The organism is Virgibacillus sp. MSJ-26 (assembly GCF_018918075.1).
Taxonomy (GTDB): domain Bacteria; phylum Bacillota; class Bacilli; order Bacillales; family Amphibacillaceae; genus MSJ-26.
Genome location: NZ_JAHLPW010000017.1, coordinates 52,011 through 67,132 on the forward strand (window position 1 = coordinate 52,011; position 15,122 = coordinate 67,132).

Sequence of the window (15,122 nt, forward strand, 5' to 3'; positions counted from 1 at the left end):
TTGTAAACGATAAAACGATCTTATAATCAATTTTTTCTTTATAATAAATCTTTGAAAGCATCTTCTTCATTTTTATGATCATTAACTTTAATTAACTTACTCTCTTCCACAGCGGTTCCAAGCAACTGCTTATAATCCATTTTAGCTTCGAACTGATTTACTTTGTCACGTCTTGGTCTTGTTTTAGGTGACTTAGGAACAAATACCGTACAACAATCCTCGTATGGTCTAATTGAAATATCGTAAGTCCCAATATCTTTTGATATGTTTATAATTTCACTTTTGTCCATAGCGACTAATGGACGAAGAATAGGATAATTAGTCACCTCATTAATCGCATTCATACTTTCCATCGTTTGACTTGCTACTTGTCCAAGACTTTCTCCAATCGTGATTGATAAAATCCCTTCTTTTTCACAAATTGCTTCACTAATTCGCATCATCATCCGTCTCATGACTGTCATGGCATAGGCTTCAGGAATTTCTTTAAAAATTGCTTGTTGCAATTCAGTAAATGGAACAATATGAATCTTCACTTGATGACCGAAAGTCATTAATTCTTTAGCTAAATCAATAACCTTTTGTTTGGCTCGTTCACTTGTGTAAGGTGGCGAGTGAAAATGGACTGCCTCGATTTCAACTCCCCGCTTCATTGCAAGATATCCTGCCACTGGGCTATCAATACCACCTGATAGCATTAATAACGTCTTTCCAGCTGTTTTAACTGGTAATCCACCTGCCCCTTCAATCACACTTGAAGTTATATACGTTGCTTCCACTCGAATTTCTACTTTAATTATGACATCTGGGTCATGTACATCGACAGTATAACCAGTTGAATTCTTCAATAAATGTGCACCTAACTTTTGATTCATTTCCTGTGACTGGATGGGAAACTCCTTATTTGCACGCCTAACTTCTACTTTAAAAGTTGTTCCTGATGGATGATCAAGCAGTGTCTTTAATACCGTTTCATTGATTATTTCTAATTCATTGTCTACTTTAACTGCCAAACTCAGACTATGAATTCCGAATATTCGACGGCATTTTTCTATAATTGGTTCCGGGTCTTCTCCATTAAGTAAGATAAACATTCTTCCTTGTGTTTTCTTAACCTGAACCTCTGGGAAATCCATTAATTGGTGTCTAATATTATTTTGAAGTTGGTTTATAAACGTTCTTTGATTTCTGCCTTTTAATGCTAACTCGCCATAGCGAATCAATATATGGTCATATTTCATCATAATCTACTCCATTATTAGTTTTAATTGATTAACTATTTTCTTAAAAATATTTAAAAACGTATTTATATCGTCTTCTGTTGTTTGATAAGACATACTAATTCTTAAAGCTGTTGTAGCTCGTTCAGAACTAAAGCCACAGGCCGTTAAAACACGGCTTTCAACATTATTTTTGGAAGAACACGCTGATTTTGTCGATATAAAAATATGTTCTTCACCGAGTGAATGAATAATGACTTCAGGTTTTAATCCTAAAACAGAGATATTCATTAAATGGGGAGCCCCATTTAATGGTGTATTGATAATAACCCCTTTTATTTCCCCGAGTTCTTGTCGTAAATGATTGTTTAAATCGGTTATTTTATCTATATTCATCTTCATATTTTCCATACTCATTCTCAATGCTTTTACTAAGGATACAGCACCAGCTAAATTTTCAGTACCTGATCGATAGAATTCTTCCTGTCCCCCTCCATGTAAAAGAGGATGTAGTGTGACTCCCTCGCCAACATATAATATTCCTGTCCCCTTTAATCCGTGGATTTTATGGCCAGACATCGTACACAAATCAATACCATATTTTTTGAAGTTTAATGATATTTTACCTAAACCTTGCACATAATCAACGTGAAAAAACAATTTTGGATGCTCTTTGGCAATTTCACCTATCTCTTCGATGGGCTGAATGGTTCCTAACTCATTATTCACATGCATAATACTGATTAAAATTGTATCTTTACGAATAGACTTTTGTAATTCAGTAAGTGAAACAATCCCTTCTTCATTTACAGGCAAATAGGTAACCTTAAAACCTAATTTTTCTAGACTTTGACAAGCCTCATAAACAGATGGATGTTCAGTTTGCGAAGTTATAATATGTTTACCACGATTTTGATGTTCAAGTGCAATACCTTTAATAGCTAAGTTATTACCTTCTGTACCTCCAGAAGTAAATACGATTTCCCTCTTGTTGACCCCTAGTAATTCGGCAGCTTGTTCTCGTGCTCTTGTCAAAAGAGTCTCTGTTCTGCCTCCCAACTGATGGATGGAAGATGGATTAGCAAAAAATTGAGTTGATGCATTTTGAAAGCTTTCCAATACTTCAGGGTACGGTTGCGTTGTTGCACTATTATCTAAATATATCATTTGAAACACTCCAACTAATTAACTTTTTAAATAAGAGAAGGCTGACTTTGAAGAGGTGTACGTCACCTATTCTAAAGCAGCCTTTCGAGCCATTCAAATTATTATTTAATTTAATACAGATAAAGATTGATATTCTTCTATTTTCTTTAAAGCACCAGGCTCCACATCTTCAATCGCCTTTGCCGCTCTTTCTAAAGCTAATTCATAATCATATTGTCTAAAAAGATTTTCTGCTTCAGAAAGCTCAGCAGCTAACGCTGGGACTTTACTTCGATATCTATTGGCATATTGTATGACCTGTTCTGTAAGATAGGCTTGATCAAGCATCATATCTGTTTGTTCAATTAAATAATCTACTGCTGTCTTCGCTTCCTCTAGTGTATGCTGAACTTTGTTCATATCAAGTGGCTGTTTTTCAATAACACTTAAAACCTGTTTACATTTATTACTCGCTTCTTCCATATAACCCCAAATAAACCGAGGTACTCCAGGAATATTACTCTTTTGGATTCGCCGATTGGTTGTATTAATTTTTTCACGTAGAGCTGATAACTTTTCTTGTGCTTCAAGTTCATCTTTTCGCAAGCTTTGAATCGTATCGCGAAATTCCACTAACTCTGTTTCTAGTTCTTTAACTTGGCTAAATCCTTTTTCAAGTTGCTCTCTTAATTCCGTATGTGACGTGCCTGATTCACTAATTTGTTTGTCCATCATTTCTTTTTCATTTATTAATCGGTTAATCGCTTTATCAATGGACAAATACTTTTCTAAGTCACGATCATCAAAATAATAAGATTCCTTTAATTGCTCTACCTCGTGCTTCGCTTCAGTAAAATCATTCGCAATTACTGATAAATCCTGAGCATAAGTTGTATAATGCGTTTCAAGATAATTTCTAGCAACAGCTTCTTTTTCGAGTAACAAATACATTTCTTTTATTCTTTCATCAATATCTTTAACTGTGTTTTTAGGTTCTTCAGTTTTATTTTGTTCAAGGGCTTTAACACAGTCTGATAAGCGTTCGATGTATATGTTGATTTCTTTTTCAAATCCAAGATGTTCTACACGATATCCATCATCTTTCATTTCCCTAATGCCTCTAAGTAATTCATTTAATTGATTTGGTAAATCGTTTTTACAAGCTGTTAACAAGTCTGGAAAGTCATTAATACTTTCTTCAAGCTCTTCTAGTTTTGCATAAAGAGTTTCAACAAGTTGACTAGCCTCAATATAATTTCCTGATTCTACAAGCTCGTTATATGTATCGAGTTGAGTTTCAAACGTATCAATCTCTTCTTCAAAATGGGTAATCGCCTTACCGTACTGATACCTATTTTGTATCAATACTTTTTTTAGTGCTTTAAGATTGGGTTGGATTTCTTCTACCCTATGCCGGCTTTCTTCTTCAGAATTCATCAGCTCATCCAGCTCATTTAAGATTTGCTCTATATCATGTTCAATCGTTTTAAGAGCTTGATCTGTCTTGCTGATAGCTTTTTTAGCACTTGGAAAACGATAATGATCTGCGGCCTCTTCTGCATCAAATAGATGCTCTTCAATATCGGTCAAATCCTTTTCCACAATATGCTCCCAGCGTTCTTTCCACGATTCAAATTTCTCCTGGGTCTCACCAGATAAATTTAAACTCTTAATACGGGATAGTTCTGAGGCAATATTACGATCCATAATATCCATTTTCCAATTTTCTTGCCGATCCACTTCATCGTAAACACGTTTTCGCATAATTAATCCAACAATAATTAGTGTAATAATGACTAAAATGATTCCAATAACGTATGCCATATAAAGCCTCCTAATATATATATTTCTGGATAAAAGGAGAGTCCTTTTTTAAGTTTACAGTTAAAAAAGTCAAATAAACTCTTTTTACAGATTTAAATTACAATTTTCAACATAAAAAACGATTTTTCCTCATTATACATATGATACCATGTTCCCGACCTGTTTGGCTAAAAATATTGTATAAAATATCGATTTTATTTTTCATTATTTATTTTTGTAACAACACATAAAACTACTTGCACACCAAGATAATATTATAGTTACTACGTTTTTACTAATGCACGGTTGATATAAACTACGTAATAAATGTCTTCGTCCCGGTCTATGCGCCTTCGTATGTGAATTTGTTACTTAATATGTACTACACTGTTCGTCATCTGTTTTCTTTCTAGGATAATAAAGTCCAACCATTCTTCTATAATTTTCACATAGCGATTAACAAACATCTCATCCGAGTGGTCGCCGCCTAGTTGATTTCGCCATTCATTTTGCATGACGTAAGGTGTTAATAACATTCCTTTTAACTGCATTAATAAAAGATGGCGATCACCACTTTTATTATTATATTCCTTTAAAGCCTGATAAAACAATCGACTGATATAGTGGTTTTCTTTAGCTAAATAAGTCACCGTCATTTCCCTTACAAAAACTGAATCCAAGGAAAGCTCTCGATGGATAAAACACGTTAATTGATGATTACTTTGTTTATACTGTATAATGGAAAAAATTAATGATTTCAGCTGATTTAAAGTAGAAAGTGATTGCGCTTCTTCCAATGCTTCTTCTATATGTTCAAAATAAGTTTCATAAAATTGAGTAACAGCATATTCAAGCAACCCTTGTTTCCCTTTAAAATAGTAGCTAATCAATGATACATTGACATCTGCTTTATCTGCTATATCTCTGACTGATGTCCCGTCAAATCCTTTTTGAAAAAACAAGGCTGTTGCTGCTTTAACTACATTACTTTTAGTAGGATTAGTTGTTTTCATTGTTCTTCAACTCCTTACATCTGATTTACGACAAAAAAAATAATTATCCTGCATCAACTTATCGACAATATGTTCAGTATGTGTCGAATTATAGAATAAGGAAAGGAAAATGCCAATGTTTGAGGTTCAACAATATTCAGGAAGTCGAGAAAAAGACTACGAGCAATTATTAAAGCAGCTTGGTGCGCTCATTGATGGGGAAACCGATGTAATAGCTAATTTATCTAATGCATCAGCATTATTAAATCAATTTTTAAGTGACATCAACTGGGTTGGGTTCTATTTATGGAAAGAAGATGAACTTGTTCTTGGACCATTCCAAGGTCTTCCGGCATGCATACGTATTCCATACGGTAAAGGTGTCTGCGGGACAGCTATAGAAGAAAGTCAAACTCAACTTGTCGACAATGTCAATGAGTTTCCTGGCCATATTGCGTGTGATAGCGCCAGCAAGTCAGAGATTGTTATTCCGATTATTGTTAACAATGAAATATATGGCGTTCTAGACATCGACAGTCCAAATTATAATCGGTTTGATCAAGTAGATCAACAATACCTAGAGGAATTTGTGGCAATCCTTATAAAACATATGAACTAATCAACAGACAATACAAATCTTTAGTTTTCCATTTATTGGAAACTGTAAAAAAACAGTAGCCTATTAAAAACAAGCTACTGTTTTTAAATTCTTATTTTGTTATAACTTGGTTTTTTCCCTTTCTTTTAGCTTCGTACAAAGCATGATCTGCCCGAATGAATAAAGATTTGACGGAATCTGTTTTTTCATTAGTCCAGGATGACACCCCTGCGGATAAAGTAACGAGTGGATCCGTCTTTCTTTCAACTTGTTGAGCTATCTTTTCTGCAAGCCAGTAACCTTCTTCAATAGTAGAGCCTGGCATATATATCGCCAATTCCTCCCCACCCCATCTCGCTCCGATATCATAAGGCGTTATATGCTGTCTAATTATATCTGCAACTTGTATAATTACCGTATCCCCGATGTAATGCCCGTATAAATCATTGATTCGTTTGAAATCATCGATATCAAAAAGGATTAGTATCCCTTCCGTATCCGTTTTCATGTGAAAGTTTATTTTTTCATCCAAGTAAATTCTAGAATAAAGATTTGTTAAATAATCAGTCCTTACCGTTTCTTCTAATCTCTCTCTTAAAAGTGAGTTTATTAGCGCCAATGTCAAATGTTGAATTAATGATTGCAATAATTTAAACCGGTCAAAGGTAAAGAAGCTTTCTTTCTCATGCAACATTACAACCGCTCCTAAAAATTCTTTCCCATCATTCATCGGTATGATCATTCCGGAATGAAAGTCACTGATTATTCGATTTTTCAAATTGCCGGTTATTATTGATTCTTGATTTTTAATTGACTCTGTTAATAAATATGTACTTAGGGACACACCTTCCTGCGTATAGAAATAGCCAGTACTCCCAGGTAAGATATCTATTTTATCTGTAGAGTTTTCCTTCATTAATATAAAGCCCACTTCTGAAGCATGGCAAGTTAATTTTATTTTCCCTTTAATGATTTGCAATATATCTTCCTGATGCAAATTAGAATTCAATTGATGTGTTGTTTCATTAATCATTTTCAAATCACTAATATGTTGCTTTGAGTTTTGATAGAGTATCGTATTTTCAATTGCTTTTCCAGCTACGTTTGTAAATTGTTTAATAAACTCTATCTCTTCTTTTGGATAAATTACTTTTGTTGGTGCAGTTATTTCTAAAACACCATAGACACCTTGCTTTCCGACCAAAGGCGCAAATACATAGGTGGAATTTTCATTATATTCAATTTGTAGCTCACCACCAATAAATGCAATGTAACTGGCTTGTTTTGTTGTTTCTTGATTATATTCAAGAGTTCTAATCGGTAAAGTCTCTCCCATCTCATGATCATGAGATAATAAAAGATAATAGGAAAAGTCAGGATAGACGTCACTGATCGATATTATTATCTGTTTTAATATATCATTTTTATTTTCACATGTATAAAAACTGGCTGAAAGTCTAAATAAAAAATCTTTTTTTTCATATTTAGCTTTAAGATTTGTATAATGATTCAACACATTGAGCAGTTGCTCTATCTCCTTTTTCATCAAATATAAAACAGCCGTTTTAATATCATTTTTCTCATGATCAAAAACTGTAACAATTAACCCGTTCGGTTTATTCATTGGATGAAATGGTATTAAGATACAACCTTGGGTACCGAATTGTTTATAAACGGCATCTGTTAAAAGTGATTGGTCTAATGCATCTTCAATGAATTTGTTTATACTCCAATTCGCAGTTATGTTGTAATTCAAGTTTAAACATTCACTTTCGGCTTTATATAATCCTTGCCACTCATCAAAAGTAAACATGGTTGTACAAGCATTATTATTAAATGAGTCATTTACAATCGACACCATTTCATGTAGCACTTTAGACCTATTAATTCGTGAGGGGTTAGCCATTAAACGATGCAAAAGTTCTCGCATTTTTTCTTTTATTTTTGCTTGCTCCATGTAATATACACCGCCTTTAATAATTAACTGAACACCTTTTTATGTTTATTATTTAATTAATTCACTGTATGTACAGTATATATGATATAGGTATTTTTTCCTATATTTTTAAAGGAGAATTTTCTGTATTATTAAAAGACAGGCATATTTTTGTTCTTTGATTTGAATTTATTAAGTAAAATATAAGTTTCAGTTGACATTATTGCTAGAAAACTATATACTATCACTTGTGTAAAATAATAAGGTAGCCTATGTGAACCACCGTTTATTGCATTATGTTCCTCATTCATTGAGGTGTATCGTGTAACTCTCTGCTGCTGGAGCGATGGTACATGAAAACATAATGGATAAAGGACAGGAACACGGTCTATTTATTTTATGCAAATAAAATAAAAGGAGGAAATGTCCTATGGCTCGATATACTGGATCAGTATGGAAAAAGTCTCGTCGACTTGGCATTTCACTTACAGGAACAGGTAAAGAATTAGATAAACGTCCTTATGCTCCGGGACAACATGGAGCAAACCAACGAAGAAAAGTATCTGAATATGGTTTACAGTTACAAGAAAAACAAAAGCTTCGTTATATGTATGGCTTAACTGAACGCCAATTCCTTAACTTATTTGTAGAAGCAGGAAAAATGGCTGGGGTACACGGTGAAAACTTTATGGTTTTACTAGAATCCCGCTTAGATAACATTGTTTATCGTTTAGGTTTAGCGCGTACACGCAAACAGGCTCGTCAGCTTGTTAACCATGGTCATGTAACTGTTGATGGAAAGCGTGTTGATATCCCATCATACCGTTTAGCTCCTGGTCAAACAATTAGCCTTCGTGAAAAGGCTCAAAACTTTGATTCAATCAAAGAAGCTCTCGAAGTGAACACTTTTGTTCCAGAGTACTTAACATTTGATGAAGATAAAATGGAAGGTAGCTATACTCGCCTACCTGAACGTTCTGAGTTACCAGCTGAAATCAACGAAGCGCTTATCGTAGAATTCTACTCTCGTAAGTAATTTTCATATAATAGAACATTTAAAAGCTCTGTCATTCCGTACCATGGAAGTCAGAGCTTTTTATCTTAAAAAAGAAGGAAACCCACTAAGAGATTTCCTTCCAAACTTTTAAGTCCTTGCTACATTTCCATCTCTTAAATCTGAACGATTCTTTCCTTTATAATTAATAATTATAATACCAACTGCTACAAGTGCCATCCCTGCAAAAATTGAAAATGTAAGTCGCTCATCTGGAATAAACATCGCTGACAGCAGTGAACCAGCAACGGGGACAATAAACTTATACATACTTATTTCGCCTGCATTGTTATACTTAAGTAGTGAATACCATAAAGCGAATGCGACTGAAGAGAGAATTGCTGAGTAGAAAAACAACCCCCAGCCGAGTGGTGTAAAGACCATTGCTCCTTCACTTAACTGAGGCACCCCGATAAGAAGCAAGATTATAGCTCCCAAAGTCAATTGCCAGCCTGTAATAGCAAAGGGATGGATTCCTGTAGCCAACTCTTTCGCCATAATGGTAGCGACCGCACTGGTCAACCCTGATAAAATCATAAATCCCTCGCCTGTAAATTGAAAGGACAGTGAAAACTCCTGCCCCCAGTTTGATAGAATGATACCACCAAATCCCGCTATTAACCCAACTGTTTTTTGCCAATTTAATCGATCATTTTTATAGTAATAATGAGCCAATAATACAGCAAAGAAAGTCCCGCTTGCATTCAGAATCGCCCCTTGCATTCCAGTAACTTTTGCTAGACCGTTGTAAAAGAAATAATATTGAAGAGCTGTTTGAACGACACCTAATATGATGAGTACCATAAATTGCCGACGTGTCACTAAGATACTTTTTGCGTTCATCAATAATAAAATTGTTAGAACAATTAACCCTGCTAATAAAAACCGTCCTCCGGCAAAGACGATTTTTGCTATGGTGTCCTCAGGCGCCATTTGCAGTTCTTCATAGCTCACCTTCAACACTGGAAATGCGCTTCCCCACAGGATGGAACAAAAGACCGCAATACCAATAACCGACCATTTATTTTGAAACAAGCCTTTCATGCTGTCATCTCCTAAAGTAATTTTCCAAATAAATCTATCTTATTGGATTCCTTAGGATGACGCAAGAAATGTGTTTGCTTGATAGAAGAGGCTGGGACAAAACTAAGTATTAGTAATTAAAAGACGAACAATTTTAAGCGAGCGTTATTCGCTTCGGAAAAATACTTCGCTTTCCGCAGGGGGGAGAAGAATTGCAGTTCATTCTTCTTTGCTGATGAGCCTCGGGCCAACAGGATGTTGGTCATGAAGGCGCCCCCACAGGACGTCGCGAATTTAGCCTTCCATCATTCATGACGCTCTGCGGGGTCTCATCTAAGCTTTTCATCCTGCTAAACAAGGAATACTTCGACAGCGATTCATCGCGATTTTTTCAAGGAGTCTACGTATTTTTCCTACGCTGATTTAGAAAAGTGTATATTAAAAGAAATATACTTTAATACGTTCGCTTTTACATTAACTAAAATACTTATGTCCCATCCTCGATAATTCTATTTATAACTAATTAAAAAATAACGTTTCTTCCCTCTTCGAACGATTGTAAATATATCTTCTATACGATCATCTTTTGTAACACTGTGCTGAATATCTTGATTCCGTTCTCCATTAATGTAGATTGCACCATTTTTTATGTCCTCTCTTGCTTGTCGTTTGGAAGAAGAAATTTTCGCGTTAACTAATAGATCAACCAAACTAATCTCTTCATCTTCCATTTCAATCGTTGGGACATCTTTAAATCCTTGCTTGATATCTTCAGCAGACAACTGTTTAAGATTTCCACTGAACAAGGATTCCGTAATTTTTTGTGCTTGCTCTAAAGCTTCTTGACTGTGAACTAATTTCGTCATTTCTTCAGCCAAACGTTTTTGAGCACGTCGCTTTTCAGGACGTTCTTTTACCTCGTTTTCTAACTCTTTAATATCACCTTCAGATAAAAATGTGAAATAGCTAATAAATTTAATCACATCACGGTCATCTGTATTAATCCAGAACTGGTAAAATTCATATGGCGAGGTCTTTTCAGGATCAAGCCAAACTGCTCCGCCAGCAGTTTTACCAAATTTAGTCCCATCTGCTTTTGTAATTAGCGGCACCGTTAAGCCAAATACATCAATTTCATCCTCCTCTAGATCTCGTGAGCGGCGAATAAGTTCCATTCCAGCCGTAATATTCCCCCATTGATCGCTTCCACCTATTTGCAATGTACAATTTTCTTGTTCATTTAGTTTCAAGTAATCAAGGGACTGTAAAATCATATAAGAAAACTCAGTAAATGTAATGCCTTGTTCAATACGTGTTGATACTGATTCTTTTGCTAACATATAGTTAATACCAAAATGTTTTCCTGGTCCACGTAGAAAATCAATAATTGTTGTAGTTCCTAGCCAATCATGATTATTTCGGGCTACAACAGGATTTTCACCTTTATCAAAGTCAAGTAACTTAGCAATTTGTTCTTTAATTTTCTCACTATAATGATGAACTACTTTTTCTTCATTTAACGACCGTTCGCTTGTACGACCACTAGGATCCCCAATCATTCCCGTACCTCCGCCAATTAGCGCAATAGGTCTATGTCCAGCTTTTTGAAACCTTTTCAGCATGATAATAGGTACTAAATGGCCAATATGAAGACTGTCTGCCGTTGGGTCAAAGCCGCAGTATAAAGTTACTTGATTGTCAGCTAAATGTTTTTCCAATCCTTTCCTATCGGTTACTTGATGGACTAAGCCACGTGTTTCTAAATCTTTTAAAATATTCATTTCGTCACACTCCATTTATTTTTTAAAAAGCAAAAAACTCGCCTCTTCTCTAAAGAAGGGACGAGTTGTATATACGCGGTACCACCCTTGTTGCAATATAAAATTGCCACTTGAATTGTTAACGATGAGTATACACCGTCTTTATTAAAGTTTAAGAAAATTAATAAAGAAGCTCCAGAAACGTAATTCACTTACAAATATGTACTAGCTCCCACCACCGCTAGTTCTCTGAAACAGGGATTTGTATAGCTACTTCATTCTTTCAATGCCTTTTATATAGTCTAAAATATTTAGTTGATAAATATTCATGATAATTATACACGTTTTTATGCCCTAATTGCAATCATATGGTATAATTATGAATGAATTTTAGGAGGTCATGTGCGTGGATTTTAAAAAAACACTCCAAACATATAGTGAAAAGGTTAAAAAAACCTGGAAAACTGGTAAAATTCAAAAAGTTTCCAGGTTGACATACGATATTACTTGGAATATTATTTTATTTTTCATTATTGTTGGTTTCATTGGACTATTCTTTGGCGTAGGGGTTGGTGCTGGCTATTTTGCTGCACTTGTTAAAGATGAACCTATTCGAAGTTATGCAAGCATGGAAAAAGACATTTACAATATTGAAGAAACATCTAAACTTTATTTTGCCGATGATATTTATATTGGCGACGTAAGATCCGATTTACATAGAGAAAAAACACCGTTAGATAAAATATCTCCAACCTTAATCGATGCAGTGATTGCAACAGAAGATGAATACTTTAAAGAGCATAACGGTGTTGTACCAAAAGCTATTGTTCGAGCAATTTTACAAGAAGCAATTAACTCTGATGTAAAAACTGGTGGAAGTACATTAACTCAACAAATTATTAAAAATCAAATATTAACGAATGAAGTTTCTTTTGATAGAAAAGCTAAAGAAATCTTATTGGCTCTAAGACTCGAACGTTTTTTTGACAAAGATGAAATTCTTGAATCATATTTAAATATTATTCCTTATGGTCGCGATGCGGCAGGCGATAATATTGCCGGAATCCAAACCGCTGCACAAGGGATATTTGGGGTCGATGCCAAAGATTTAACTTTACCTCAAGCTGCATACCTTGCCGGGTTACCACAAAGTCCTTCAACCTATACCCCGTTTGTAAATAGTGGTGGGTTAAAAGGTGAAGAGGATTTACAACCAGGTATCAATAGAATGAAAACTGTCTTGAAACGCATGTATGATGCTGAGTATATTAGTAAAGAAGATTTTGATGAAGCTGTGGATTACGATATAACGGAAGATTTCATAAAGAAAAAGACAAAATCACGTGATGCTTTCCCTGCATTAACGGAAGAAATACAGAAACGTGCAAAAGAAATATTAGTCGAAGTGTTAGCTGAAGATGATGGCTATACAATGAAGGATCTTAAAAAAGATGAAAAAGATGAAGATGGTGAAGATCTTTTAGAACAATATAAGCAGTTGGCCGACCGTGCGCTCGAAATGAATGGCTATCATATCCATTCGACGATTGATAAAGAAATCTATGAGGCACAGCAAGAAGTAGCAAAGGACTTCCAACATTATGGGCCTGATCAAGAAGTAACAGTTACAGACGAAGAAACTGGTAAAACTTCATCTTACATGGATCCTGTTCAAGCTGGAGCCATGTTGATTGAAAATAGTTCAGGTAGAATTATCAGCTTTGTCGGAAGCAGAGAGTTTTCGGATGAAGATAATAATAACTATGCAACACAAACAAGACGTCTTGCAGGAAGTACGATTAAACCATTACTGGACTATGCAGCAGCAATGGAAAAAGGTAAGGTACAACCTGGCTCTGTCTTGCCTGCTTTCTCTAAAACTTTTAATGTTCCCGGACAGGATACTTATCCTGTTACTAACTACGGTTTAGGCGAGTATGGACTGGTATCAGCACGAGAAGCCCTAGCAAAGTCTTATAATGTCCCTGCCGTAGAAACATACTCGAAAATCATAAATGATGATCCACCCCCAGCTGAAGAATTTTTAGAAAAAATGGGAATTACCTCTTTGACAGAGACCGATAAAAGTATACTCTCTCTATCTCTCGGAGGAATGGAACGCGGACTTAGTGTTGAAGAAAATACAAATGCATTTGCGACCCTAGCAAACAATGGAAACTTTGTGGACGGTTATATGATTGAGAAAATCACAGACTCAGATGGAGAAACAATTTATGAACATGAGGCTGAAGAGGTGGATGTTTACTCGCCACAAACTGCTTATTTAACCGTCGATATGATGCGCGATGTACTAAGTTATGGAACAGCAGCAACTCTTAAACCACGTTTAAAATATCAAAGTGTGGACTGGGCTGGAAAAACAGGAACAACTGACGATTATAAAGACGCTTGGTTTATTGGTGTCAATCCAAATGTCACTTTTGGAACATGGATTGGCTATGATGCTAACCTTAGCCTAGACTATTGCCCAGGTTGCTCATTGACCTATAGCCAAAGAAACCAAGCTTTATGGGCTGAATTAATTAATGTCGCTTCAGAAATTAAACCAGATTTACTTGTGCCAAAAGATAGGTTCAAGCGGCCTGACGGGATTGTCGAAAGAAGTTACTGCGCTGTATCAGGAATGGTTCCTTCAGAGTTGTGTAAGAAAGCAGGACTGATAAGTTCCGATATATATAACGAAAAATATGTTCCTACAAAAGAAGATGACAGTTTAATATCTGGTGGAAGCTCTGTCACAATAAATGGAAAAACTGTCCCAGCTGGTTCTAAAACACCTGGTGAGTTTGTATCTGGTGAGGGTGGTCTATCATTTAATCCAGAGTGGTTAAAGAGAAATGGCTATGACAACCTAAATGATTTAACGAAATTATACCCACGTACCAACCGAGAAAAGTGGGAAAAGATTGGAGTCCCAAAAGGGAGCGTAGGAAGCTCACTTGACGATGACGGTAAAAGTCCATCAGCACCTGGATCACTTGGCAATTCAGGCAGCAGCCTATCATGGAATAAGTCAGGTAGCTACGACGTCGTTGGGTATCGGATTTTTAAAGCATCCGAATCAGGCGGATCTTTTAGTAAAATTGGTCACACCACAAGCACTAGTTTTTCCGCTGAAGGATCAGGTGTATACCACATCAAAGCCGTTGATTATTTTGGCAGAGAGTCAGGCGCTTCGAACGAAGTAACAGTCGGCAATTCATCAAGTTCAGACGAAAAGAAAGATAAAGACAAAGAAGAAGATAAGAAAGAGAAAGAAGAGAAAAAGAAAGAGAAAGAGAAAAACGATGATAAAGATAAAAATGAGAATAATGAAGATGACAACGAAGACGATGATAAAGATAACGAAGAAAACGAAGACGATACCGATGATTAAGAATTTAGAAGAGGCACTCGCCTCTTCTTTTTTTACTTAAGGTTCGCAGAATGATTTAATAAATAACCCTTGGGGGGCTTGTCAAATAAAGTGTGTAAGTTCTAATTTATTCAAGATATTTTAACACCCTATCTTTTAGATCATCATGGATTAAAAGTTGGTTCATAACCATCGCCCAGTTTGGTATACGACC

Annotated in this window: 10 protein-coding genes and 1 other annotated feature; of the genes, 3 read left to right on the forward strand and 7 right to left on the reverse strand. The window is 35.4% G+C overall.

Annotated features, from left to right (window positions below):
• Positions 1–38 precede the first annotated feature (38 nt).
• From thiI to refZ, 4 genes are all read right to left on the reverse strand, one after another.
• Positions 39–1,241, reverse strand: coding sequence for a tRNA uracil 4-sulfurtransferase ThiI (gene thiI / locus KQI49_RS14940; protein ID WP_216490259.1), 1,203 nt, complete (start codon positions 1,239–1,241; stop codon positions 39–41).
• 6 nt (positions 1,242–1,247) lie between these two features.
• A complete protein-coding gene (locus KQI49_RS14945; RefSeq protein ID WP_216490261.1) occupies positions 1,248–2,387 on the reverse strand; it encodes a cysteine desulfurase family protein in 1,140 nt (379 codons plus the stop codon).
• Positions 2,388–2,492: 105 nt separating this feature from the next.
• Positions 2,493–4,190, reverse strand: a complete 1,698-nt coding sequence (ezrA, locus tag KQI49_RS14950; protein WP_216490263.1) for a septation ring formation regulator EzrA — start codon at positions 4,188–4,190, stop codon at positions 2,493–2,495.
• Between the two features lie 347 nt (positions 4,191–4,537).
• Entirely contained in the window at positions 4,538–5,182 is a 645-nt protein-coding gene (refZ, locus tag KQI49_RS14955) for a forespore capture DNA-binding protein RefZ (protein WP_216490265.1), read from the reverse strand.
• A 115-nt stretch (positions 5,183–5,297) separates the two neighbouring features.
• On the opposite strand from refZ, the gene KQI49_RS14960 reads away from it, so the two are divergent.
• Entirely contained in the window at positions 5,298–5,780 is a 483-nt protein-coding gene (locus KQI49_RS14960; protein WP_216490267.1) for a GAF domain-containing protein, read from the forward strand.
• A gap of 91 nt (positions 5,781–5,871) precedes the next feature.
• Here the strand turns inward: KQI49_RS14960 and KQI49_RS14965 are convergent, their stop codons facing one another.
• A complete protein-coding gene (locus tag KQI49_RS14965) occupies positions 5,872–7,716 on the reverse strand; it encodes a sensor domain-containing diguanylate cyclase (protein WP_216490277.1) in 1,845 nt (614 codons plus the stop codon).
• Between the two features lie 409 nt (positions 7,717–8,125).
• On the opposite strand from KQI49_RS14965, the gene rpsD reads away from it, so the two are divergent.
• Positions 8,126–8,731, forward strand: coding sequence for a 30S ribosomal protein S4 (gene rpsD, locus KQI49_RS14970; RefSeq protein WP_216490279.1), 606 nt, complete (start codon positions 8,126–8,128; stop codon positions 8,729–8,731).
• Between the two features lie 108 nt (positions 8,732–8,839).
• Here the strand turns inward: rpsD and KQI49_RS14975 are convergent, their stop codons facing one another.
• Positions 8,840–9,793: a DMT family transporter gene (locus tag KQI49_RS14975; protein ID WP_216490282.1), complete on the reverse strand. Its 954-nt coding sequence runs from the start codon at positions 9,791–9,793 to the stop codon at positions 8,840–8,842.
• A 488-nt stretch (positions 9,794–10,281) separates the two neighbouring features.
• On the reverse strand, positions 10,282–11,553 hold the full coding sequence (gene tyrS, locus KQI49_RS14980) for a tyrosine--tRNA ligase (RefSeq protein ID WP_216490284.1): 1,272 nt from the start codon (positions 11,551–11,553) through the stop codon (positions 10,282–10,284).
• A 53-nt stretch (positions 11,554–11,606) separates the two neighbouring features.
• Positions 11,607–11,828 (reverse strand) — a binding site (T-box leader).
• Positions 11,829–11,932: 104 nt separating this feature from the next.
• Between tyrS and KQI49_RS14985 the strand changes: the two genes are divergently transcribed.
• Positions 11,933–14,929, forward strand: a complete 2,997-nt coding sequence (locus KQI49_RS14985; protein WP_371817579.1) for a transglycosylase domain-containing protein — start codon at positions 11,933–11,935, stop codon at positions 14,927–14,929.
• The last annotated feature ends 193 nt before the right edge of the window (positions 14,930–15,122 follow it).